A 22,164-nucleotide genomic window follows, 5' to 3' on the forward strand; every position below is an offset into this window, starting at 1 on the left:
CGACTGCGGGGCTCAACTTCCAAGCCAGCCGCGCGCCCGTCACTGCAGCACACCACCAGCTTCGCTTCCCTCTCCCGCGCTGCGTTTCCGTTAGCGCGAAAGAGGCGTGATTCTAAGCACCCTCTTCGAACTGCGCAAGGGGTTTGACGCAACTTTTTTACAAGGGCTGCAATCCGGCCGATCTGCCATGCCTTGGCACGAGACCGCTTATGGTGCAAAGAACGGACTAGAATGTGAGGTTCTTCGCCTCTTTCTATATACGTCTTTAATATGCGCCAGCGAATCGCCAAACGCCTCCCCCCCGATGCCGACAAACTGGTCGGTCTGTCGCTTGCGCTCTTCGCGTCGGGCAGCCGCATCGAGGATCGCTTCTGGGAAGCGAAGCTCGACGCGCTGCTCGCCAAGATTGTCCGCAACGGCAACCAGACCACGCTCGACGCAGCGCTCGACCATCTTCAGCAGAATCATCCCGACGCCTATGGCGCGCTCGCCGACATGGCCGAGACGCACAGCGAGTCGATGGTGATCGAGCACGACGGCCAACCGTTCGACGCGCTGCTGGTCGCCGTCCCGGTTCTCGCATGGACGCGCTACATGATTCCGTCCGGCCCGCTCAAGAGTGACGTTGCCGACGCGCTGCGAACGCACCTGCAGGCACACGTCCTTGCGAACGGCACCCTCGTCGGCCTGGCACCGTTCCTTTACAGCATTGACCAGTTGCCGCGGCACCACGTCGAGACCTACCGACTGGCCCAGCAGCTCGCTCATGCAGCGATCACCCAGCACACCCCCAAGCTCAGCTTCGGCGACCTGCCTGAAACCTCGCCGATCCTGGCCGACCCGCGCTTCCTGCTCGCCGTCGTCGCCGCACCCGCCGGCGCGCCGCTGTTCCGATGGCAGGAAGAGGAAAACGGCAGCCGGATCGAGCGTGGCCAGTGCCTTGAGCAATGGACGGCCCAGGGCGGCCCGAACCTGTCGATCGCCCTGCCCGGCTGCGAGTTCGAATGCCTACTTCCGGACGCGTACTATTCGGCTTGCCGGGATGCGGACGAACGGGTGCGTCCGCACACGGTGCGAACCGCCATTCGTTATCTTTTCGACACACTTGGTGCGGCACCGCAAGAGCTGCGCGCGGTGGTCGCCGGCTTCGGCGAACGCCGTATCGACGAGTATCGTGTCGGCTTCACGCGGCGTGCCAGCAACGACGTAATCTACGGTGTCGTATGGCCGCTTTACGGCCGTGAAAACGGCGACGTGTCGATCGACAGCGCGACGCTCGAAGGCGAAGCGCCGATCGAAGGACCGCTCGAGGAAATCGTGAGCCTGCTGAAGGAATGCGGTGTAACCGACGTCCGGCGGCACGCGGGCCGCTTCGAACCCGAATACTGCGACGACTGCGGCGTACCGCTTTACGCAGATCCGCTCGGCGAAATCGTCCACGCGGAAATGCCGGAAGACGCGTCACCCGCCCAGCCGCACTTTCACTGAACCACACAGCAGTACCCTGACGGCCTGCCCGTCCGAAGCCGCTCACGGTTCCCGCCGGAGCGGCTTTTTTCTTGTCCGCCATCCTGCCGCCCGAAATTTCATACTTTTCCTAAGCCTTTCAGCCAAGCAGACATCGTGTAAGGTCTTTGTCATCATCAGACCCAAGGCATGCCAGACGGCAAATCAATGGCTCACATTAAGGAGGTTGAATATGCGGTTCCTGATGCTCAATTCAGACGCCGAGCGGCGTGACGGACTGAAGGCTCTGTTGCGACAGATCAACCGTCACGCCAGCATCAACGATGCGCCCGACAGTTTTCAGGCGCGCAGGCTGCTGCGCAACCAGCGTTTCGACCTCGTCGCGATCGACTGGCTCGACGTCGGCCGACTCAGCGAGCTTCAGGCGCTCTGCAGCGCGTGCTCGCCGACACCCGTCGCCGTTCTGGTCGACGAAACATCGCCGGAAGCCATCCAGCGCTTCTTCAACTATGGTGTCTCCGGCGTGATCCCGCATTCCACCCGGCCACACCTGATCGTGCGTGCGCTCGAGATCGTTCTGCTGGGCGGGCATTACATCCCGCCGATCGCGCTCCGTCTGCTGCCTTCCACTGCTGCGGCGCGCTACGATGCCCATTTCCAGACACTCGCCGGGTCGCTTCCCCGCCGGCCGCCGAGCGGCCTCTTGTCGCCCCGCCAAGCTCAGATCATGCGCTTCGTCCATATGGGCAGCACCAACAAGATGATCGCCCGTACGCTCGGCATCAGCGAAGGCACCGTCAAGATCCACCTCGCCAGCATCTTCCAGCAACTCGGTGCCGCCAACCGCGCCGCCGCGGTCGCGATCTACAACGGCTGGCTGTCGCCCCACCTCGAGGTGCTGCTGGCGAATCGCAACCGCACGCGCAAGCCGCCCATCGGCGAACAGGGCCCGGTTCCGCTGCGTACGCAACGGAAAGACCGCCCGTACCCGTTGCCAGCCTCGATCGACAGCACGCAGGACTTGCCGATCGCCGCTGAACCGGCGGCGCGGTTCCGGCGCGAACGCTAACCAGACAGTCTCGATATTGCGACGGTCGGCGTGTGTGGATTCCCACCTTTGATGCTCAACGAGTAATATGGACGAATGGGTTTTCTCTTCACACCGCTTCCGCTCTGGGTTGGCATCGGTGGCTGGATCGCCGCCGTGGCCCTGCTCGCGCTCGCGATCTGGAATCGTCCCTTCGTGCGCCTGCAGGACGCCACGCTCCAGCACGTGTGGCTTGCGCTCGTCACCGCCATTACGGTCCTCTGGGCCTCGAATGCGTGGCTCGAAGACGGCATCGTCATGCATCTGCTTGGCGCGACGCTGCTCGTCACACTGTTCGACTGGACACTCGCATTGATCGCGATGGGCACCGTCACGGCGGTTGCCGCGATCATTTTCGACGCGCCCTGGCAGGGCATTGGCCTGACCTATCTGATCTACGGCGCGCTGCCGGTCGCCGTGTCGGCATTGCTGCAGCGCGCCGCACTCGCATGGTTGCCGCACAATCTCGCGTCGTTCATCACCGGCCAGGGATTCCTGTCGCCGGCCATCGCAATCATCACAGTCGCTGCTGCCGCGGCCGGGGTCCAGCTCGCGCTGGCGGACGGCGTGCCTGTCGTGATTCCGGCCGGCTATCTGCTGAACACTGCGCTTCTCGCACTCGGCGAAGCGTGGTTCACCGGCATGGCAACGGCACTCATCGCGGTCTATCGTCCCGCGTGGGTCACGACCTTCGACGTCCGGCGCTATCGCCTCGGCGGCCCGCGCGCCTGAATCGCCCTCCGGTGGCGGCACCGCCACCACCCACCGGCAGGGCCTCGCGCGGTGCGGCAGAATGCGACATCTACTGCCGCACAACTTTTTTACGCTAAGATTGAACTCCGGTTCTTCATCGGGCATCTATACGTGCCCGATGTCTCATTCGCTCCTCACCAATAACCAGATGGACAGCTCTCCTGCGTCGCTCCGGATTTTCCGGGCGCTCGGCAAGCTGGCAGCCTGTATTGCGGGCCTGTCGCTTGCGCTTCCGACACCGGCATTCGCCGACCTGCTCGACCAGCGCTCCGAACTGATCAACAAATTCGTCAACGAAATGCATGCCGATCCGCTCGCCGCCGATTGTGCGGCGCACGGCAGCTTCATCGCCAGCACGTCGTCGGCGTTCGACCGCGTCGACTTCGCGCCGAACACATTCGACAGCGGCAACGCGACAATCACGCCATGGAACGACTCGTTCGACCAGGGCAAGCAGCGCGTGAAGGTCGACAATATCGTCACTGTCGACGGACTCGGTATCCACAGCGACGGCAGCGACCCGACGCCGCTGAAATTCCGATGCGGCTATGTCGGTCAGCAAATGCTCGCCTTCAGCTGGAACGACCCGGTTCCGCCGCTGAAGCCGCGCGTCGAGCGCTCCACGTCCTCGACGAAGAAGTTCAAGGGCAAGTCGCACCGAGGCAAGGTCAAGGCGAAAGCATCGAGCCGCACCGGCAGCAAGAAGGCCGCCGCAACGAAAAAGTCGAGCGGACAGAAGAAGGTCGTGAAGAAGAGCGCGAAGAAGTCCTGATTCGACGAAGCGACATCAACAGAAACAAAAAAGCCGGAGCATCCAGAGATGCCCCGGCTTTTTTCATACGGTGACGCTGCGCTTACGCGAACGTGTCGACGTGCACCAGGATCGCAGCCAGCATCGCCGCGCCGAGCGCCACGCTTCGCTCGCCGTTCCAGCCGACTCGCTCGTCGGGAAGGTTCGCGTTGTCCTTGAACGGCATCTCGAGCGTCAGCGACAGGCAGCCGAACTGGTGGCCGATGTACTTCGACGCGAGCTTGAGCGCGTCCTCCTTGTACTTGCTCGCCGCATAGCCGTGCTCAGTCTGGAAGTCCGGGCTCGCAACCTTGAACGCCTCGATGAACGCGGTCTGCTCCTTGCCCTGCTGCTCGGTAAAGCTCGGCAGCATTTCCGACCCGGCAACGAACACGTACGGCAGATCCTCGTCGCCGTGGATATCGAAGAACATGTCGCAGCCGATCGCATGGATCGCATCGCGCACGGCCAGCACCTCGGGGCTGCGCTCGGCATCGGGCGCCATCCACTCGCGGTTCAGGTTCGCGCCCGCCGCGTTGGTGCGCAGGTTGCCATGCACGCTGCCGTCCGGATTCATGTTCGGGACGATGTGGAACGTCACACGATCGTAGAGCTTGCGCGCGACCGGATCGCCGGCCCAGTCGCCCCATCCGGCCAGCCGCTTGACGAGGCCTTCGACGAACCACTCGGCCATCGACTCGCCGGGATGCTGGCGCGCGATGATCCATACCTTCTTCTTCGGTGCGCCGTCGGTCTCCGGCGTACCGAGCGTCAGCAGCGACATCGGACGACCTTCGACCGTGCGACCGAGTTCGACGACGCTCGCCTGCGGCAACTGCTGGACCGCACCGAGAAATGCCGCATGACGCTCTTCCGAGTACGGTTCGAAATATGCGTAGTAGATGCTGTCGAATTCCGGCGTATGGTCGATGGTCATCGTCTTGCCGTCGAACGTCGTCGGCACGCGGAACCAGTCGACCCGGTCGTAGCTCGCCACCGCGCTGTAATTGCGCCAGCCCGACGGATACGCGCATTCGGCAGCATTCTCGAACGTCATCACACAGCGCTCGCCGCGCGCGCCCGTCAAGCGGTAGTAAAACCATTGCGCGAATTCCGAGCGGTTGTCGCCGCGCACGCGCAACCGAATCGCATCGGGGCTGTCGCACGACACGACGTCGATTGCGCCTGCGTCGAAATTGCTGGTGATCGAAAGGGCCATCTGTCTCTCCTTTGTCGACCGGAGTTAGCGCTTGAGCGCTTACACCGGTCACATGTAAAGCTGGCGACCGGAACAGGCGGTGTAGCGCTTGCCCGGCCTCATGCATGCACCGGCCGTCTCGTGAACGGCCGGCAGGGTCACTCGCCGACTCGCCGGCGATATACGTAAGTCGAATCGTTCGACGCAGCCGCATCGAACGCATAGCCTTCCGTCGCGAATTCCTTCAGCGCCTTCGGGTCGGCAATCCGGTTCTCGACGATAAAACGCGCCATCAGGCCGCGCGCACGCTTCGCATGGAAGCTGATGATCTTGTAGCGGCCGCCCTTCCAGTCCTCGAACACCGGCGTGACGACGGGCGCGGCCAGCAGTTTCGGCTTGACCGACTTGAAGTATTCGGTCGATGCGCAGTTGACGAGCACGCGCGCCGCGCCGCTGCGCGTTTCGAGCTGCTCGTTCAGCGCCCGCGTGATGCGGTCGCCCCAGAACGCGTACAGATCCTTGCCGCGCGCGTTCGCGAAGCGCGTACCCATCTCGAGACGGTACGGCTGCAGCAGATCGAGGGGACGCAGCAGCCCGTACAGCCCCGACAGCACGCGCACGTGCTGCTGCGCATAGTCGAGATCGGCGGACGACAGCGATTTGGCGTCGAATCCTTCATATACGTCGCCGTTGAATGCGAGCACGGCCTGCTTCGCGTTGGCCGGCGTAAAGGTCGGTGACCAGTCCGCGTAGCGCTGGAAATTCAGGCGTGCAAGCGGATCGGAGATATCCATCAGCGTCGCGATGTCCTGCGGCGAAAGCTTGCGCAGGCCGTCGATCAGCTCGGACGCGTCGTCGACGAATGCAGGCTTCGTGTAAGACTGGACGTGCGCGGGCGTATCGTAGTCGAGGGATTTGGCGGGAGAGAGAACGATTATCATAGAGGCTCGCTGGCACGCCGTGCCTTGCGGTCAGACGAAAACCACCGATTGTAACGAATGACCCGCTCTCCCGCCCCGCATGCCGCGCATCGCGTCGTGCTCGACTCGAACGTCTGGATCGACATCCTCGTATTCGACGACCCCGCTACGCGCCCGATCCGCGCCGCGCTCGAACGCGGCACGCTTGCCGCCGTGATCGACGGCCGCTGCCTGACCGAACTCGAGTATGTGCTCGATTATCCGCAATTCCAGGCGCGCGCCGTCGACAAGGCGGCCGCGCTCGCAACCGTCGCCCGCCTGGCGAGCCTCGTCGAGCCGCCGGCCGTCGACGCCGACGCGCCGCCGCTGCCGAAGTGCAAGGACCGCGACGACCAGAAGTTTCTTGAACTCGCCCGCGCCGCCCAGGCCGATTGGCTCGTGTCGAAAGACCGCGCGCTGCTGAAGCTCGCGAAGCGCACTGCGCGCGATTTCGGCTTCCGGATCGCGCAACCGGCCCCCTTTGCCGAGGCCTGCGCGCTCGACGCCACGCCTGCTTGACGCACCGCAACACCACCCGATTTCGACTGTATCGATGAACGCTCCTTCAGACATGCCAACGACTCCCGTTTTCCCTTCGCGCCTGCCGAACGTCGGCACGACGATCTTCACGGTCATGAGCGCGCTTGCAGCAGAAAAAGGCGCCGTGAACCTCGGCCAGGGCTTTCCGGATTTCGACTGCGATCCGCGCATCGTCGACGCGGTTGCCGCCGCGATGCGTAACGGGCACAACCAGTATCCGCCGATGGCCGGTGTCGCACCGCTGCGCGAGGCGATCGCAGACAAGATCGCGCAGGTCTACGGCCGTCGTTACGATCCGGCGACCGAAATCACCGTCACGGCCGGCGCGACGCAGGCACTGCTGACCGCGATCCTGTGCACGGTGCATCCGGGTGATGAAGTGATCGTCGTCGAACCGACCTACGACAGCTACCTGCCGTCGATCGAACTCGCGGGCGGCACACCTGTGTTCGTCACGCTGGAGGCGCCCGACTACGCGATTCCGTTCGACCGTCTGGCGGCCGCAATCACGCCGAAAACGCGCATGATCCTGATCAACACGCCGCATAACCCAACGGGTACCGTGTGGCGCGAGGCCGACATGCGCAAGCTCGAAGAGATCGTGCGTGGCACCAACGTGCTGATTCTGTCCGACGAGGTCTACGAGCACATGGTCTATGACGGCGCGCGCCATGAGAGCGTCGCGCGTTATCCGGAGCTCGCCGCGCGCAGCTTCATCGTGTCGAGTTTCGGCAAGACCTATCACGTGACGGGCTGGAAGGTCGGTTATGTCGCAGCCCCTGCCGCGCTGACCGCCGAATTCCGCAAGGTCCACCAGTTCAACGTGTTCACGGTGAACACACCGATGCAGGTCGGGCTCGCCGACTACCTGCGTGACCCGGCACCGTACCTGACGCTTGCCGACTTCTACCAGAAGAAGCGCGACTTCTTCCGGGCCGGCCTCGAGCGTACGCGCTTCAAGCTGCTGCCCTGCACGGGCACGTACTTCCAGTGCGTCGATTATTCGGCGATCAGCGACCTGCCGGAAGCGGAATTCTCGAAGTGGCTCACGTCGGAGATCGGCGTGGCCGCCATTCCGGTGTCGGCGTTCTATCACGAGCCGCACGAATCGGGCGTCGTACGCTTCTGCTTCGCGAAGCAGGAAAGCACGCTCGCATCGGCGCTCGAACGGCTCGCCCGCCTGTAAGTCCCGCACGGGCGGCCAGAGGCCGCCCTGCAGGAACCGCGTTTACGAACGCGCGACGCTCGTCGCCTCGATATACGCCTTGCGCTCGGCTGCCACGCGCTGCGCGGCCGGACGCTCGCCGACGATCTTCGCGTGCGCCTTCCAGTCGATGCCCGCGTCGAGCAGGAAATCGCGTCCGAAAATGGCCTTCGTCGCCATCCCGATGACTGGCAGATGGACCCATGCGGCGATGTCGGCGAGGCCGAACGACTCGCCGAGCACATACGGCGAAAATTGCGTCATCTGGTTGAACGCATCGATCGCGCGCGGCAGGCGCTTCTCGACGTGCGCCTTCGTCCCGTCGCTGACCTTGCCGCCGAAAAACGCTTCCGTATAGACCTCGCGCGCCATCCATTCGAGATACAGCTCGAGCGTCTCGACCAGTTCGCGCACCTTCGCGGCCGCGAACGGGCTCGCCGGGAAAATGCCTTTCTCGGGATAACGCGCCGCCAGGTATTCGATGATCACCTGCGACTCGAACAATGCGCCTTCTTCGGTCTTCAGGAACGGAATCTTGCCGAGCGGCGAATCGGCGAGCCGGGCCGGATCGCTGATCGGCAAACCGCACACCGACTCCTCGAACGGAATGTCGTGCTCGAGCAGGACGAACTTCACCTTGTTGTAATAGTTGGACAACGGAATACCGCACAGCTGTAGCATCGGAGTCTCCTTCGTTGCTGGAACGCGGCCGCAACGGTGCCGGCCGCAGCGAGATTCGTCGCGCTGAAAAGCACGTTCGTGCTAGTCTAAAGCAAGTATTGCGTTCGTCACGACAACATTACATCCGCTACGGCATCGGTCGCATCCGCGTGCGCGGCGCGCGTGGCGCCGCAGCCCCGCCATCCGATGGAGACACGCTCGCATGAGTGCTGAACTGCTGGCCTCGCGTCCGCCCGAGAGCGACTCGACGCTCGTCCTCACGCTATCCAATCCCGGCGCACGCAATGCGCTGCATCCCGACATGTACGCGGCCGGCGTCGAGGCGCTCGCCACCGCCGAGCGCGATCCCGGAATTCGCGCTGTCGTGCTCACCGGCGCCGATCGCTTCTTCTGCGCGGGCGGCAACCTGAACCGGCTGCTCGACAACCGCTCGAAGGATCCGTCCTACCAGGCCGACAGCATCGATCAGCTCGCCGCATGGGTAACGGCGATCCACGCTTCGACGAAGCCGGTGATCGCGGCGGTCGAAGGCGCGGCGGCCGGCGCGGGCTTTTCGCTCGCGCTCGCGTGCGACCTGATCGTCGCCGCGCACGATGCGAAATTCGTGATGTCATACGCGCGTGTCGGCCTGACACCCGACGGGGGCGGTTCGTGGTTCATCGCCCGCGCACTGCCGCGCGCGCTCGCGGCCGAGATCCTGTTCGAAGGCAAACCCGTCGCAGCCGAACGTCTGCACACGCTCGGCGTCGTCAACCGGCTCGCCGTACCGGGCGCGGCATTGACCGACGCGCTGGCATGGGCCGATGCACTCGCCGGCATCTCGCCGAACGCGCTCACGCGCATCAAGTCGCTGCTCGACGACGCAACGACGCAACCGCTCGACGCGCATCTCGGCACCGAACGCGATCATTTCGTCGCGTCGCTGCATCATGCGGACGGGCTCGAAGGCATCACCGCATTTCTCGAGAAGCGCCCGCCCCGCTACAAGCGCTGAGCCGCCACGCCCGCGTTCCACCTGCCTGAACGCATCCGCCAGGAAGCGCCGCGCGCGACGTCGGCGGCGAGCGCTCGCTCGCCCGCGTACCCGTATCGGCACGCACGTTTGCGTCGCCAGCAGCGCGCATCGATCCATGCTCTAATGACCGCCTGTCGCGGCGCTGCCAGCGCCGTTTTCGCGCACGCAACAAAGGAGTTCACGATGATCGACGTCTATAGCTGGGCGACCCCGAACGGCCACAAGGTGCACATCATGCTCGAGGAAACGGGCCTCGCCTATCGTGTCCATCCGGTCGATATCGGCGCAGGCGACCAGTTCAAGCCGGAATTCCTGAAGATCAGCCCGAACAACAAGATCCCCGCGATCGTCGATCCGGACGGCCCCGGCGGCAAGCCGATCGCGCTGTTCGAATCGGGCGCGATCCTGATCTACCTCGCGGAGAAGACCGGCAAGTTCCTGCCGACCGATCCGGCCGCACGCTATGCAACGCTCGAATGGCTGATGTTCCAGATGGGCGGCGTCGGGCCGATGCTCGGGCAGGCGCACCACTTCCGCCTGTATGCGCCGGAGAAGATCGAGTATGCGGTCAACCGCTACACGAACGAGGCGAAACGCCTGTACAACGTGATGGACAAGCGACTCGGCGAATCCGAATATCTCGCGGGCGACACGTACACGATCGCGGACATTGCGACGTTCCCGTGGACGCGCTCATGGCAGAACCAGGGCATCGTGCTCGACGAATTGCCGAACGTGAAGCGCTGGTACGACACGATCGCCGCACGACCGGCCGTGCAGCGCGGTGTCGAAGTGCTCGCGTCGATGCGCAAGGCGCTGCAGGACGACAAGGCACGCGAGGTGCTGTTCGGCGCAACGCAATACGCGAAGCACTGACACGCAAGTGACGGGCGGAGCGGCATCCGTGCATGCCGCTCCCCGCTTCAGAAGTAATGCAGCGTGATGAATTCCGCCGCGCAAACCGGCTGCGGCGCATCGGGACGCTCGACCTGCATCGTCACCGACCACGTCACCTGCACGCCGTTCCGCGCGGCCTCGGCGGTTTCCTTTACCGCAAACAGCGCACGCACGCGCGCGCCGACCGGCACCGGCTTCAGGAACCGCACGCGGTTCAGTCCATAGTTCACGCCCATCTTCTGCTCGAAACGCATCGCGTCGGTCATCAACGCCGGAATCAGCGACAGCGTCAGGAACCCGTGGGCGATCGGTCCGCCGAACGGCGACTCGCGTCGCGCGCGCTCGGGATCGACGTGAATCCATTGATGATCGCCGGTCGCGTCGGCAAACCCGTCGACGCGATGCTGGTCGATCGCGATCCAGCCGCTCGTGAGCGGCTCCGCGCCGACACGTGCCTGCAGCGCCTGCGCCGACGCGATCAGCGGCAACGTCATCTCCGTCATGCCTGCACGCCTCCCGGATGGCGCAGCCCGAAGATCACTTTCGTGTGCACGGTAATCACCGTCTCGCCGGCCTCGTTCACGCCGACCCATTCCGTCGACACGATGCCGCGGTCGGGCTTGCTCTCCGACACGCGCTTGTCGTGGACCTTCTGGTACATCGTGATCGTATCGCCCGCACGCACCGGCTTGAGCCAGCGGATCGAGTCGATGCCCGGCGAGCCCATGCTGGTCGAGTCCTGGCCGAGCTTCTTGACGAGCAGGCTCATGAACACCGAACACGTATGCCAGCCGCTCGCGACAAGCCCGCCGAAATGCGATGCCTTCCCGGCTTCTTCGTCGAGATGGAACGGCTGCGGATCGTAGCGTTGCGCGAACGTCTTGATGTCGTCGGGTTCGAACGTGTAACGGCCCACTTCGGTGGTGCTGCCGACCACCAGGTCTTCGTAACTGATGCCCACTAGATGTCTCCTTGTCTGGCGCGCTCGCGCGTCGCCGTCATGCCGCGTCGGCCTGCGCGAAATCGGGCAGTGCCGCGATGCGCGCAAGATGATGATCGGTGTCGCCGAGCGTCGTCTCGATGATCGTCAGCCGCTTGAACAGGTGCGCAGCGGCGACCTCGTTGGTCACGCCCATGCCGCCGTGCAGTTGAACGGCCTGCTGGCCGACGAAACGCGCGGCGGCGCCGACACGCGCTTTCGCGGCCGACACCGCCTTGCGCCGCGCGTCGGCATCGCCACTCGCGTAGCGCACGGCTGCCAGGTAGGTCAGCGAACGTGCCTGCTCGGCATGGATCAGCATGTCGACCATCCGGTGCTGCAGTGCCTGGAAACGCGCGATCGGCATGCCGAACTGTTCGCGCGTCTTCGTGTATTCGACCGTGGCGCGGTTCAGTTCGTCGAGCGCGCCGACCGCCTCCGCGCACAGCAGGAACGTCGCGTAATCGGCAACTTGCTCGAAGGCGGCGGCGTCGCGCGCCCCGCCCGTCAGCAGTCGCGCCGGCGTTTCATTGAAACCGATCGTCGCGGCACGCTGGCCGTCGATCGTCCGGTAGTCGGCCACCTTCGCATTCGCGGCATCCCGTTCGACGACGAACAGGCCGATGCCGCCGTCGTCGACGCGCGCAGGCACGATCCACGCATGCGCCTGCGCGCCATGCTGAACGACCGACTTCGTGCCCGTCAGGCGGTACGTGCCGCCCTGCTCGCGCGCATGCGTATCGAGTTCGAACAGGTCGTAGCGCGCATGCGGCTCGTGGAAAGCAACCGCAACACGTTTCTGCCCCTGCGCGACCGCCTCCAGCAGCGCGGCATCCTCACCGGCGCCGGAGCCGGCGATGCGCAAGGCCTCGACACCCACCGCCGTTGCCCAGTACGGCTCGATCACGAGCGCGCGGCCGAGTTCCTGCATCACGACCAGCATGTCGACCGGGCCGCCGCCGAAGCCGCCCTGTGCGTCCGGCACGGGCAGCGCGGTCAACCCAAGCTCGGCGAACGCACTCCATTGCGTGTCCGACACGCCCGCGTCGCTGCGCACGATGGCCTGACGTGCGTCGAAACCGTATTGCTCGCCGAGATACCGGCGCAGCGCGTCGGCGAACTGCTGCTGCTCATCGGTAAAGCTGAAATCCATGGTTGTCTCCGTTCCCTGATCACAGCCCCAGAATCATCTGCGCGATGATGTTCTTCTGGATCTCGTTCGAACCGCCGTAGATCGACGTCTTCCGGTAGTTGAAGTAGTACGCGGCCAGCGGCGCCGCGTCGTCGTCGCCGGCGATGCTGTGCTCGCGCTGGCCGTCGAGGAACGGAACGTCGAACGGTGCGGCGAGCGGGCCGATCGCGTCGACCATCAGCTCGGTGAGCGCCTGCTGCACTTCCGTGCCCTTGATCTTCAGCATGGACGCCTCGGGGCCCGGCCCCTTCCCGCTCGTCTCGCGGCTGACGACGCGCAGCACCGTCACCTCGAGCGCCATCAGCTCGACCTCGAGCGCCGCGACCTTGGCGGCGAACACGGGATCGGCAAGCAACGGCTTGCCGTTCTTGCGCTGGTTCGACGCCACGCGCTTCAGGAACGCGAGCTCGCGCTTCGACGCGCCGACGCGCGCGATGCCGGTGCGCTCATGGCCAAGCAGGTATTTCGCGTAGGTCCAGCCGCGATTCTCGTCGCCGACGAGATTCTCGACCGGAACCTTCACATCCTCGAAGAACACCTCGTTGACCTCGTGGTCCTCGTCGAGCATGACGATCGGCCGCACCGTGATGCCGGGCGTCTTCATGTCGATCAGCAGGAACGAGATGCCCTCCTGCTTCTTCGCGGCCGGATCGGTGCGCACGAGGCAGAACATCATGTCGGCGTACTGGCCGAGCGTCGTCCAGGTCTTCTGGCCATTGACGACGTAGTGATCGCCTTGGCGCTCGGCGCGCGTGCGCAACGATGCGAGGTCGGATCCCGAACCCGGCTCCGAATAGCCCTGGCACCACCAGTCCGAGCCGTCGAGAATCCGCGGCAGATAATGACGCTTCTGCGCTTCGCTGCCGTATTTCATCAACACCGGCGCGACCATCGATACGCCGAACGGCAGCACGGTCGGTGCACCGATCCGCGCGCACTCCTCATCCCAGATGTGCCGTTGCGTCGCGTTCCAGCCCGGCCCGCCGTATTCAACCGGCCAGGCGGGCGCGGACCAGCCGCGCTGGCCAAGAATCCGGTGCCAGCTCGCGAAATCCTCGCGGTCGAGTCGTTTGTGATCGAGTACTTTGGCGCGCAGTGCGTGAGGCAGGTTGGCCTCGAGCCAGGCGCGAACGTCGACGCGGAACGCGTCGTCGGCGGGGGAATAATCCAGATCCATGCGCAGTGTCTCCTGTCGACCGGAGGTAGTGCTTCAACACTTACTCCGGTCCCATGCAGACGCAGGCCGCGGCCGTCCAGCCCGGCAAGGACCCACTGCATACGTCATTGCAGCGGTTCTTTCAGCGCGGCAGGAATCGGCAGCGGCATCACGTCGATGCCTTCTTCGGCCAAGGATTGCGCATCTTCGGGCGTCGTGACACCGCGAATGCTGCGTGCCGGCGCCTCGTTGTAATGGATGCGCCGCGCTTCCTCGGCGAAGCGCTCGCCCACATTCTCGGTTTTCTCCAGCAACTCGCGCAGTGCACGCATCACCTGCGCCTGCATTGCGCGCGGATCGGCCGGCTGTGCCTGCGTCGCACCCGACAGATTCAGGCGCGGCGCCGACGGCAGACGGTTGACCTCGGTCGTTCCGCACACCGGGCATTCGACCAGCTTGCGGGACAACTGCGCTTCGAATTCATCGGCGGAAGCGAACCAGCCTTCGAACCGATGACCGTGCGGGCACTGCAAATCGAGGACCTTCATGCTGAATCAGGGCGTGTGGCGAGTGTAGCGCAAAAAGCGGTTTTGTGAACGACCGTGCTAATTACCGATCGCGCAACGTGGAGGCGTCGCGTCACCGGATTGTAACGCGGCGCCCCAGCCGCCGCTGACGCCGCACTCAGGGCGTCAGGACCGGCCCGAGCGGCCACGTACCGGACAGCACCTTGTCGAGCCACATCGTACCGATGATCGTCTTTACGTCGGAAATCTGGCCCGTGCGCACCCATTCCTGCAAATCGGCCTGCGTCGCGGTGAAGGTCTCGAGGAATTCGCCCTCATCGAGCTTGCGCTCGCCGGCCGTCAGCCCGCGCGCCAGGTACAGGTCGATGAATTCGGTCGAGTAGGAAATGATCGGATGAATGCGGGTCAGGAACACGTACTCGCGTGCGGTGTAACCCGTTTCCTCGCGCAGTTCGCGCACCGCGCAGGCGAGCGCGCCTTCGTTCGGGTCGAGTTTGCCGGCCGGGAATTCGGCCATCACCTTGCCGATCGGGTAGCGAAACTGGTTTTCCATCAGCACGCGGCCGTCGTCGAACAGCGGGATCACCATCACCGCGCCCGGATGCTGGACGTATTCGCGCGTGGCCTTCTTGCCATCCGGCAGGCGGACGATATCGCGCTTGAGCTTGAGGAACGCGCCGTCGAAAATCGCCTCGCTCTCGAGGCAGGTTTCGGTCAGTGCGGCGTCGTGATTGGGTAGTTCGGCCATCGGCGGCTCCGGGAATGAGCGCGACGGCCGAAGCCGTCAGCGTCGTTTGACGAGATACTGGAACGTGAAGCCGGGAAACGCGAACACGACGAAAAGACTGAACGTGATCGCGTAGAACTGCCAGCCCTGTTCGAAGCGGTTGCCGGCGCGCGACTCGAGCCAGAAGCCGAGCGCGCCAACGATGAAGTACAGCACGATCAGCTCGCCGATCCGCACCCACCCGCCCTTCTTCGTCGCGCCGAACGGCACGACGGCGAAGAGGCGTTGGTTCAGGAACGGCAGGTTGGCGCAGACGAACGCCAACAGCACGATAAACCAGCCGGCTGCCGACATTACAGCGGCAGCGTGTGGCGAATTGCCTGCAGGCAGGCCGTCAGCAGCGGGCTCGGGATCAGGCCGAGCACGACGACCGCCAAACCGTTCAGCACGAGGATCGTGCGCTTGCAGAAATCACCGGTGATCGGCGTTGCATCCTGCGGTGCATCGAAGTACATCAGCTTCACGATGCGCAGGTAGTAGAACGCGCCGAACAGCGACGTGATCACGGCCAGCACGGCCAGCCACGTGAGGCCCGCGTTGACGGTCGCCTCGAGTACGGCGAGCTTCGCGTAGAAGCCGACGGTCGGCGGGATGCCTGCCAGCGAGAACATCATGACCATCATCACGAACGCGAACACCGGGCTGCGCTTGTTGAGGCCCTTGAAGTCGTCGATCGTGTCGGCTTCGAAATCGCGGCGTGCGAGCAGCATCACCACGCCGAACGAGCCGAGCGTCGTGATCAGGTAGACGATCGCGTAGAACATCGCCGAGCTGTATGCATTCGCTGGCGCCGACGCGTCGCCCTTCACGATGCCTGCGAGCAGGCCGAGCAGCACGAAGCCCATGTTCGAGATCGCCGAGTACGCGAGCATCCGCTTGATGTTGCGCTGGACGATACCGGTGATGTTGCCGACGATCAGCGACAGCGCGGCGAGGATCACGAGCGCGGTCTGCCAGTTCTGCGCGAGCGGCAGCAGGCCCATCACCAGGAAGCGCAGGCCCCACGCGAACGCGGCAACCTTCGGGCCGCCGCCGACGAACAGCGTCATCGCGGTCGGTGCGCCCTGGTAGACGTCCGGCACCCACATGTGGAACGGCACGGCGCCGAGCTTGAACGCGATACCGGCGACGATGAAGACCACGCCGAACATCAGCACGGCTGCGTCGGTGTTGCCGCCGACCGCCTTGTACACCTCGCCCAGCTCGAGCGAGCCGGTCGCGCCGTACAGCATCGAGATGCCGTACAGCACGAAGCCCGATGCGAGCGCGCCCAGCACGTAATACTTCATCGCGGCTTCGCTCGACTGCGCGGCGTCGCGGCGCAGTGCGATGACTGCGTACAGCGACAGCGACATCAGTTCGAGACCGAGGTACAGCGTCAGGAAGTTGTTGCCCGACACCATGACCAGTTGGCCGAGCAGCGAGAACATGCCGAGCAGGAACACGTCGCCGCGGAACATGTCGCGATCCTCGAGGTACTTGCGCGAATAGACGAGCGAGACCGCGAAACCGAACGACACGACGGCCTTCATCGTGCTCGCGAACGAGTCGACGACGACCATCTTCGAGAAGAAGTAGTACTGCTGCGGGTCGAGTGCCTGCACCGCGAACCACACGCCGGCGACGACCGACGAAACAACCGCGATCAGGTAAGTCAGGCGGCGGCCGGAAGCACCGGTAAAGGTGTCGTTCAGCCATGCGACGACGATGGCGGCCATCACCAGCGCGTCAGGCAACAGGACATTCATAGGAGCGTTCATGATCTTGATTTCCTCCGCTCGCGATTACTGCGCCAGCGGCAGCTTGGACTGCGCGACATGGGAGAGGAGGTTTTCCACGGAAACGTGCATCACGTCGGTGAAAGGCTTCGGATACAGGCCCATCAGCAGCGTGAACGCGGCGAGCACGGCCAGCATCAGGAATTCGCGACGGCCGATGTCCTTCAGCTTGGCAACGTGGTCGTTCGCCACCGCGCCGAAATACACGCGCTTGTACATCCACAGCGTGTAAGCAGCGCCGAGGATCAGCGTGAACGCCGCGCCGAATGCGATCCAGAAGTTGTACTGGACGGCCGCGAGAATCACCATGAACTCGCCGACGAAACCCGACGTGCCCGGCAGGCCGCAGTTGGCCATCGAGAACAGCATCGCGAACGCCGCAAACTTCGGCATCACGTTGACGACGCCACCGTAATCGGCGATCTGGCGCGAGTGCACGCGGTCGTACAGCACGCCGATGCAGAGGAACATCGCGCCCGACACGAAGCCGTGCGAGATCATCTGGATGATCGCGCCTTCGACGCCGAGCTGGTTGAAGATGAAGAAGCCGAGCGTGACGAAGCCCATGTGCGCGATCGACGAATACGCGACCAGCTTCTTCATGTCGGCCTGCACCATCGCGACGAGGCCGATGTAGATCACCGCGATCAGCGACAGCGTGATCACGACGGGGGCCAGGAAGTGGCTCGCGTCAGGCGTGATCGGCAGCGAGAAGCGCAGGAAACCGTACGCGCCGAGCTTCAGCATGATCGCGGCCAGCACGACCGAGCCGCCCGTCGGCGCTTCCACGTGCGCGTCCGGCAGCCACGTGTGCACCGGCCACATCGGCACCTTCACCGCGAACGCGAGGAAGAACGCGATGAACAGCAGGATCTGCGGCGTCATCGCGATCTTGGCGTTCTGCCACGTCGCGAGGTCGAACGAATGCGTTTCCGTGTACAGGTAGATCAGCGCGACCAGCATCAGCAGCGAGCCGGCCAGCGTGTACAGGAAGAACTTGAATGCCGCATACACGCGGTTCGGGCCGCCCCACACGCCGATGATGATGTACATCGGGATCAGGGTCGCTTCGAAGAACACGTAGAACAGCAGGCCGTCGGCCGCCGAGAAGACGCCGATCATGATCCCGGACAGGATCAGGAACGCCGCGAGGTACTGCGCGACGTTCTCGGTGATGACTTCCCATGCGGCGATCACGACGATCACCGTAATCAGCGCGGTCAGCACGACGAACCACATCGAGATGCCGTCGACGCCGAGGTGATACGCGATGTCGAAGCGCTCGATCCAGGTCGACTTCTCGACGAACTGCAGCGCAGCCGTGCTCGAATCGAAGCCCGTGATCAGCGGGATCGTGACCGCAAGGCCGAGCAGCGAACCGATCAGCGCGATCCAGCGGGCCGTCCCCGGATTTTTGTCATTACCCACCGCAAGCACGAGGAGGCCGAAAACGATCGGCAGCCAGATCGCGGTACTGAGAATCGGAAAAGCGTGCATTAAGTTGTCCCCCCGCCTTATTTGCCGCCGAGCGTTACAAACAGGGTCAGGAGCCCCAGCATGCCGATGATCATGGCGAACGCGTAGTGATAGATGTAACCGGATTGGAGGAAGCGGATCACGCTGGCGAACCAGCCGATGAACCGGGCGCTGCCGTTGACGAGGCCGTCGATCACGACGACGTCACCTTCCTTCCACAGGCCGCGGCCGATCGCCACCGAACCACGGGCGAACACCACTTCGTTGATCTTGTCCATGTAGTACTTGTTGTCCAGCAGCGTGTAGATCGGGCCGAACGCGCGGCGGATCGACGCCGGCAGATCCGGACGCTTCAGGTACAGGAACCAGGCGACAACGACACCGGCGAGCGCGAGCCAGACCGGCAGACCCGACACCGAGTGCAGGCCCATGCCCACCCAGCCGTGGAACTCCTCGGCCATCTCGGCCAGCGCCGGGTGGTTTTCACCGATGAAGATCACCTTGTCGAATGCAACGCCGTGCTGGAAGAAGTCGCCGAACAGCATCGGGCCGACCGCGATTGCACCGATGATCACCGACGGGATCGCCAGCAGGACCAGCGGCACCCACACGACCCACGGGGTCTCGTGCGGCTCGTGCGCGTGGTCGTCATGACCATGGCCATGACCGTGGTCGTCGTGGCCGTGCGCGGCCGCCATGCCCATCGGCGATTCCGGATGCTTCGGCTTGCGGAAGCGCTCTTCACCGTGGAACACCAGGAAATACATGCGGAACGAGTACAGCGCCGTGACGAACACGCTCGCGACGACCGCGAAGTACGCGAAGCCCGAACCCGGCAGGTGCGAAAGCTTCACCGCGTCGATGATCGAGTCCTTCGAGTAGAAGCCCGAGAAGAACGGCGTACCGATCAGCGCGAGCGAACCGATGAGCGACGTGATCCACGTGATCGGCATGTACTTGCGCAGGCCGCCCATGTTGCGGATGTCCTGGTCGTGGTGCATGCCCATGATGACCGAGCCGGCGCCGAGGAACAGCAGCGCCTTGAAGAACGCGTGCGTCATCAGGTGGAACAGCGCGACCGGGTACGCGGACACGCCGAGCGCGACCGTCATGTAGCCGAGCTGCGACAGCGTCGAATAGGCGACCACCCGCTTGATGTCGTTCTGGATGATCCCGAGGAAGCCCATGAACAGCGCCGTGATCGCGCCGATCACCGTGACGAACGACAGCGCGGTGTCCGACAGCTCGAACAGCGGCGACATGCGCGACACCATGAAGATGCCGGCCGTCACCATCGTCGCCGCGTGAATCAGCGCCGAGATCGGGGTCGGGCCTTCCATCGAGTCCGGCAGCCACACGTGCAGCGGGAACTGTGCCGACTTACCCATCGCGCCGATGAACAGGCAGATACAGGCCACGGTCAGCAGGCCCCAGTCGGTGCCCGGGAAGTGCAGGCTCGCGAGTTCCGCGCGCTTCGCGAACACTTCGCCGTAGTTCATCGAGCCGGCGAATGCGAGCAGCAGGCCGATGCCGAGCAGGAAGCCGAAGTCGCCCACGCGGTTCACGAGGAACGCCTTCATGTTCGCGTAGATCGCGCTCTCACGCGTGAAGTAGAAGCCGATCAGCAGGTACGACACCAGACCCACCGCTTCCCAGCCGAAGAACAGCTGCAGGAAGTTGTTGCTCATCACGAGCATCAGCATCGAGAACGTGAACAGCGAGATGTACGAGAAGAAGCGCTGGTAGCCGTCTTCTTCCGCCATGTAGCCGATCGTGTACACGTGCACCATCAGCGAGACGAAGGTCACGACGACCATCATCATCGCGGTCAGCGAATCGACGAGGAAGCCGACTTCGAGCTTCAGCGAGCCGACGTTCATCCATTCGTAGACGGTCGCGTTGAAGCTTGCGCCGCCCATCACGTCGAAGAAGACTTTCGCCGACAGGAGGAACGCGATCATTACGCCGAGGATCGTGATCCGGTGTGCGCCCTTGCGCCCGACTGCGTTCCCGAACAGCCCCGCAATCAGCGAGCCGGCCAGCGGAGCGAGCGGAATCGCCAGCAGCAGGTTTTCATTGAGTGTCGTTGACATAACAGCGTTGCCTGAAATTAACCTTTGAGCTGATCGAGATCCTCGACATTGATCGTGTCGAGCTTACGGAACAGGGTCACCAGAATCGCGAGGCCGATCGCGGCTTCCGCTGCGGCGACCGTCAGCACGAAGAACACGAAGATCTGGCCGTGCACATCGCCGAGGTAGTGCGAGAACGCGACGAAGTTGGTATTCACCGCCAGCAGCATCAGTTCGATCGACATCAGGATGATGATGACGTTGCGGCGGTTCAGGAAGATCCCGACGATCGCGATCGCAAAGAGGATCGCGCCGAGCACGAGGTAATGAGCAAGAGTCAGCATGGTTTTCCTTTCCTCCGCTTAGCCGTTGGTGCCCGAACCGGCTTCGCTCTGCGCCGTTTCCGGCTGCGGCTTGTCCGCTTCCATCTTCACGAGGCGCACACGGTCGTTGCGGCGCACCTTGACCTGATCCGACACGCGCTGGCGCTTGCTGTCCTTGCCCTTGCGCTCGGTCAGCCCGATCGCGGCGATGATCGCGACCAGCAGCACGAGGCCGGCGATTTCAAACGCGAAGATGTAGTCGGTGTAGATCACCTTGCCGATCAGTCGCGTGTTCGACCAGTTGGCCATCTCGCCCGTCGCCATCGCGTGCACCGTCTGCGTGTCGCCGTAACCGCGCCACAGGATCAGCGCGGTTTCGATCACGATGATCGCGCCGACCACGGTCGCCATCGGGACGAAGCGCTTGAAGTCGCGTCGCAGGTAGTCGATGTTGATGTCCAGCATCATCACGACGAACAGGAACAGCACCATCACGGCGCCCACGTAGACCAGCACCAGCAGGATCGCGAGGAACTCCGCTTCCAGCAGCATCCAGATCGCGGCGGCGTTGAAGAACGCCAGCACAAGGAAAAGCGCAGACGCCACCGGGTTGCGCGAAGTGATCACCTTCAGCCCTGATACCACCAGGAGCAGCGCGAAGATGTAGAACAGTACGGTCGTGAATTCCATGATTACCGGTTCATCGTTAGGCCATAGTCAGGCGCGGCTTGCGGGACGCCCGCACCCGTCGCGGCGGCTCGGCCCAGGCTTCGGGCCGGCACTGCAAACACAATCAACGATACGGCGCGTCGGCAGCCTTCGCCGCGGCGATGTCCTTCTCGTAGCGATCGCCCACCGCGAGCAGCATTTCCTTCGTGAAATACAGGTCGCCGCGCTTTTCGCCGTGGTACTCGAGAATCTGCGTCTCGACGATCGAATCGACCGGGCAGCTCTCTTCGCAGAAACCGCAGAAGATGCACTTCGTCAGGTCGATGTCGTAGCGCGTCGTGCGGCGCGTGTTGTCCGCGCGCGTTTCCGATTCGATCGTGATCGCCATCGCGGGGCACACGGCCTCGCAGAGCTTGCACGCGATGCAGCGCTCTTCGCCGTTTTCATAGCGGCGCAGCGCATGCAGCCCGCGGAAGCGCGGCGAAATCGGGGTCTTCTCTTCCGGGAACTGCACGGTGAACTTGCGCTTGAACGTGTAACGACCGGTCAGCGCGAGCCCCTTCAGCAGCTCGGTCAGGAAGAAGGTCTTAAAGAAGTGTTGGATAGCCGTCATG

24 protein-coding genes are annotated in these 22,164 nt (G+C 63.9%); 8 read left to right on the forward strand and 16 right to left on the reverse strand.

The genetic code is table 11. The features are described from left to right. The first annotated feature begins 270 nt into the window (after positions 1–270). From E9536_RS24360 to E9536_RS24375, 4 genes are all read left to right on the forward strand, one after another. Positions 271–1,488 (forward strand): DUF2863 family protein, encoded by a 1,218-nt coding sequence (locus tag E9536_RS24360; protein ID WP_027786884.1) that lies wholly within the window; start codon positions 271–273, stop codon positions 1,486–1,488. Positions 1,489–1,699: 211 nt separating this feature from the next. Then, positions 1,700–2,536: a response regulator transcription factor gene (locus E9536_RS24365; protein ID WP_060349728.1), complete on the forward strand. Its 837-nt coding sequence runs from the start codon at positions 1,700–1,702 to the stop codon at positions 2,534–2,536. A gap of 75 nt (positions 2,537–2,611) precedes the next feature. Then, positions 2,612–3,286, forward strand: coding sequence for an energy-coupling factor ABC transporter permease (locus E9536_RS24370; RefSeq protein ID WP_124545855.1), 675 nt, complete (start codon positions 2,612–2,614; stop codon positions 3,284–3,286). Positions 3,287–3,425: 139 nt separating this feature from the next. Next, on the forward strand, positions 3,426–4,079 hold the full coding sequence (locus E9536_RS24375) for a hypothetical protein (protein WP_060193485.1): 654 nt from the start codon (positions 3,426–3,428) through the stop codon (positions 4,077–4,079). An 82-nt stretch (positions 4,080–4,161) separates the two neighbouring features. On the opposite strand, the gene E9536_RS24380 is transcribed toward E9536_RS24375, so the two are convergent. Continuing rightward, entirely contained in the window at positions 4,162–5,316 is a 1,155-nt protein-coding gene (locus E9536_RS24380; RefSeq protein ID WP_136471017.1) for a M14-type cytosolic carboxypeptidase, read from the reverse strand. A 137-nt stretch (positions 5,317–5,453) separates the two neighbouring features. Beyond that, on the reverse strand, positions 5,454–6,236 hold the full coding sequence (gene yaaA / locus E9536_RS24385) for a peroxide stress protein YaaA (protein ID WP_021162829.1): 783 nt from the start codon (positions 6,234–6,236) through the stop codon (positions 5,454–5,456). A 57-nt stretch (positions 6,237–6,293) separates the two neighbouring features. Here yaaA and E9536_RS24390 point away from each other — a divergent pair, with 57 nt between their 5' ends. Together E9536_RS24390 and E9536_RS24395 are read left to right on the forward strand one after the other, a co-directional pair. After that, the gene (locus E9536_RS24390) at positions 6,294–6,773 is read left to right on the forward strand and encodes a putative toxin-antitoxin system toxin component, PIN family (protein WP_021162828.1); all 480 of its coding nucleotides are present in this window, start codon (positions 6,294–6,296) and stop codon (positions 6,771–6,773) included. A gap of 34 nt (positions 6,774–6,807) precedes the next feature. Next, the gene (locus tag E9536_RS24395) at positions 6,808–7,980 is read left to right on the forward strand and encodes a pyridoxal phosphate-dependent aminotransferase (RefSeq protein WP_027786880.1); all 1,173 of its coding nucleotides are present in this window, start codon (positions 6,808–6,810) and stop codon (positions 7,978–7,980) included. A gap of 42 nt (positions 7,981–8,022) precedes the next feature. On the opposite strand, the gene E9536_RS24400 is transcribed toward E9536_RS24395, so the two are convergent. After that, a complete protein-coding gene (locus E9536_RS24400) occupies positions 8,023–8,679 on the reverse strand; it encodes a glutathione S-transferase (protein ID WP_059697911.1) in 657 nt (218 codons plus the stop codon). A gap of 202 nt (positions 8,680–8,881) precedes the next feature. Between E9536_RS24400 and E9536_RS24405 the strand changes: the two genes are divergently transcribed. Beyond that, positions 8,882–9,673 carry an enoyl-CoA hydratase gene (locus E9536_RS24405; RefSeq protein WP_027786878.1) on the forward strand — a complete coding sequence of 264 codons (792 nt, stop codon included), beginning with the start codon at positions 8,882–8,884 and terminating at the stop codon, positions 9,671–9,673. Between the two features lie 204 nt (positions 9,674–9,877). Then, complete coding sequence (locus E9536_RS24410; RefSeq protein WP_059688508.1) at positions 9,878–10,570, forward strand: glutathione binding-like protein; 693 nt, start codon at positions 9,878–9,880, stop codon at positions 10,568–10,570. Between the two features lie 47 nt (positions 10,571–10,617). Here the strand turns inward: E9536_RS24410 and E9536_RS24415 are convergent, their stop codons facing one another. The 13 genes from E9536_RS24415 to nuoI all read right to left on the reverse strand — a co-directional run bounded on the left by E9536_RS24415 (position 10,618) and on the right by nuoI (position 22,163). Next, complete coding sequence (locus E9536_RS24415; RefSeq protein WP_136471019.1) at positions 10,618–11,094, reverse strand: MaoC family dehydratase; 477 nt, start codon at positions 11,092–11,094, stop codon at positions 10,618–10,620. Next, positions 11,091–11,552 (reverse strand): MaoC family dehydratase, encoded by a 462-nt coding sequence (locus E9536_RS24420; protein ID WP_060207752.1) that lies wholly within the window; start codon positions 11,550–11,552, stop codon positions 11,091–11,093. The genes E9536_RS24415 and E9536_RS24420 overlap by 4 nt, the downstream gene beginning before the upstream one ends. Before the next feature lie 37 nt (positions 11,553–11,589). Further along, the gene (locus tag E9536_RS24425; protein WP_136471021.1) at positions 11,590–12,723 is read right to left on the reverse strand and encodes an acyl-CoA dehydrogenase; all 1,134 of its coding nucleotides are present in this window, start codon (positions 12,721–12,723) and stop codon (positions 11,590–11,592) included. A 19-nt stretch (positions 12,724–12,742) separates the two neighbouring features. Then, on the reverse strand, positions 12,743–13,939 hold the full coding sequence (locus E9536_RS24430) for an acyl-CoA dehydrogenase family protein (RefSeq protein WP_060086026.1): 1,197 nt from the start codon (positions 13,937–13,939) through the stop codon (positions 12,743–12,745). Positions 13,940–14,043: 104 nt separating this feature from the next. Next, positions 14,044–14,466 carry a DUF1178 family protein gene (locus E9536_RS24435; protein ID WP_136471023.1) on the reverse strand — a complete coding sequence of 141 codons (423 nt, stop codon included), beginning with the start codon at positions 14,464–14,466 and terminating at the stop codon, positions 14,044–14,046. 136 nt (positions 14,467–14,602) lie between these two features. Next, entirely contained in the window at positions 14,603–15,193 is a 591-nt protein-coding gene (locus tag E9536_RS24440) for an NUDIX hydrolase (RefSeq protein ID WP_059697917.1), read from the reverse strand. Between the two features lie 36 nt (positions 15,194–15,229). Continuing rightward, entirely contained in the window at positions 15,230–15,526 is a 297-nt protein-coding gene (locus tag E9536_RS24445) for a DUF2818 family protein (protein WP_021162819.1), read from the reverse strand. Then, positions 15,526–16,980 carry an NADH-quinone oxidoreductase subunit NuoN gene (gene nuoN, locus E9536_RS24450; protein ID WP_027786870.1) on the reverse strand — a complete coding sequence of 485 codons (1,455 nt, stop codon included), beginning with the start codon at positions 16,978–16,980 and terminating at the stop codon, positions 15,526–15,528. Before nuoN ends, E9536_RS24445 begins: the two co-directional genes overlap by 1 nt. Positions 16,981–17,016: 36 nt before the next feature. Then, the gene (locus E9536_RS24455) at positions 17,017–18,507 is read right to left on the reverse strand and encodes an NADH-quinone oxidoreductase subunit M (RefSeq protein WP_021162817.1); all 1,491 of its coding nucleotides are present in this window, start codon (positions 18,505–18,507) and stop codon (positions 17,017–17,019) included. A gap of 17 nt (positions 18,508–18,524) precedes the next feature. Beyond that, on the reverse strand, positions 18,525–20,579 hold the full coding sequence (gene nuoL, locus E9536_RS24460; RefSeq protein WP_021162816.1) for an NADH-quinone oxidoreductase subunit L: 2,055 nt from the start codon (positions 20,577–20,579) through the stop codon (positions 18,525–18,527). A 17-nt stretch (positions 20,580–20,596) separates the two neighbouring features. Continuing rightward, complete coding sequence (nuoK, locus tag E9536_RS24465; protein ID WP_006478272.1) at positions 20,597–20,902, reverse strand: NADH-quinone oxidoreductase subunit NuoK; 306 nt, start codon at positions 20,900–20,902, stop codon at positions 20,597–20,599. Positions 20,903–20,920: 18 nt separating this feature from the next. Further along, positions 20,921–21,571, reverse strand: a complete 651-nt coding sequence (locus E9536_RS24470) for an NADH-quinone oxidoreductase subunit J (protein ID WP_021162815.1) — start codon at positions 21,569–21,571, stop codon at positions 20,921–20,923. A 103-nt stretch (positions 21,572–21,674) separates the two neighbouring features. After that, positions 21,675–22,163 (reverse strand): NADH-quinone oxidoreductase subunit NuoI, encoded by a 489-nt coding sequence (nuoI, locus tag E9536_RS24475; RefSeq protein WP_009691265.1) that lies wholly within the window; start codon positions 22,161–22,163, stop codon positions 21,675–21,677. Position 22,164: the final 1 nt, after the last annotated feature.

It is taken from the genome of Burkholderia sp. LS-044 (genome assembly GCF_004803625.1).
Taxonomy (GTDB): domain Bacteria; phylum Pseudomonadota; class Gammaproteobacteria; order Burkholderiales; family Burkholderiaceae; genus Burkholderia; species Burkholderia cepacia.

Coding starts and splice junctions, on each gene's coding strand:
- E9536_RS24470 (WP_021162815.1), bottom strand. CDS start 21,571: ATGGAATTCACGACCGTACTGTTCTACATCTTCGCGCTGCTCCTGGTG.
- nuoN (WP_027786870.1), bottom strand. CDS start 16,980: ATGAATGTCCTGTTGCCTGACGCGCTGGTGATGGCCGCCATCGTCGTC.
- nuoI (WP_009691265.1), bottom strand. CDS start 22,163: ATGACGGCTATCCAACACTTCTTTAAGACCTTCTTCCTGACCGAGCTG.
- yaaA (WP_021162829.1), bottom strand. CDS start 6,236: ATGATAATCGTTCTCTCTCCCGCCAAATCCCTCGACTACGATACGCCC.
- E9536_RS24400 (WP_059697911.1), bottom strand. CDS start 8,679: ATGCTACAGCTGTGCGGTATTCCGTTGTCCAACTATTACAACAAGGTG.
- E9536_RS24440 (WP_059697917.1), bottom strand. CDS start 15,193: ATGGCCGAACTACCCAATCACGACGCCGCACTGACCGAAACCTGCCTC.
- E9536_RS24445 (WP_021162819.1), bottom strand. CDS start 15,526: ATGTCGGCAGCCGGCTGGTTTATCGTGCTGTTGGCGTTCGTCTGCGCC.
- E9536_RS24455 (WP_021162817.1), bottom strand. CDS start 18,507: ATGCACGCTTTTCCGATTCTCAGTACCGCGATCTGGCTGCCGATCGTT.
- E9536_RS24430 (WP_060086026.1), bottom strand. CDS start 13,939: ATGGATCTGGATTATTCCCCCGCCGACGACGCGTTCCGCGTCGACGTT.
- E9536_RS24415 (WP_136471019.1), bottom strand. CDS start 11,094: ATGACGGAGATGACGTTGCCGCTGATCGCGTCGGCGCAGGCGCTGCAG.
- nuoL (WP_021162816.1), bottom strand. CDS start 20,579: ATGTCAACGACACTCAATGAAAACCTGCTGCTGGCGATTCCGCTCGCT.
- E9536_RS24410 (WP_059688508.1), top strand. CDS start 9,878: ATGATCGACGTCTATAGCTGGGCGACCCCGAACGGCCACAAGGTGCAC.
- E9536_RS24360 (WP_027786884.1), top strand. CDS start 271: ATGCGCCAGCGAATCGCCAAACGCCTCCCCCCCGATGCCGACAAACTG.
- nuoK (WP_006478272.1), bottom strand. CDS start 20,902: ATGCTGACTCTTGCTCATTACCTCGTGCTCGGCGCGATCCTCTTTGCG.
- E9536_RS24405 (WP_027786878.1), top strand. CDS start 8,882: ATGAGTGCTGAACTGCTGGCCTCGCGTCCGCCCGAGAGCGACTCGACG.
- E9536_RS24390 (WP_021162828.1), top strand. CDS start 6,294: ATGACCCGCTCTCCCGCCCCGCATGCCGCGCATCGCGTCGTGCTCGAC.
- E9536_RS24365 (WP_060349728.1), top strand. CDS start 1,700: ATGCGGTTCCTGATGCTCAATTCAGACGCCGAGCGGCGTGACGGACTG.
- E9536_RS24435 (WP_136471023.1), bottom strand. CDS start 14,466: ATGAAGGTCCTCGATTTGCAGTGCCCGCACGGTCATCGGTTCGAAGGC.
- E9536_RS24375 (WP_060193485.1), top strand. CDS start 3,426: ATGTCTCATTCGCTCCTCACCAATAACCAGATGGACAGCTCTCCTGCG.
- E9536_RS24395 (WP_027786880.1), top strand. CDS start 6,808: ATGAACGCTCCTTCAGACATGCCAACGACTCCCGTTTTCCCTTCGCGC.
- E9536_RS24425 (WP_136471021.1), bottom strand. CDS start 12,723: ATGGATTTCAGCTTTACCGATGAGCAGCAGCAGTTCGCCGACGCGCTG.
- E9536_RS24380 (WP_136471017.1), bottom strand. CDS start 5,316: ATGGCCCTTTCGATCACCAGCAATTTCGACGCAGGCGCAATCGACGTC.
- E9536_RS24370 (WP_124545855.1), top strand. CDS start 2,612: ATGGGTTTTCTCTTCACACCGCTTCCGCTCTGGGTTGGCATCGGTGGC.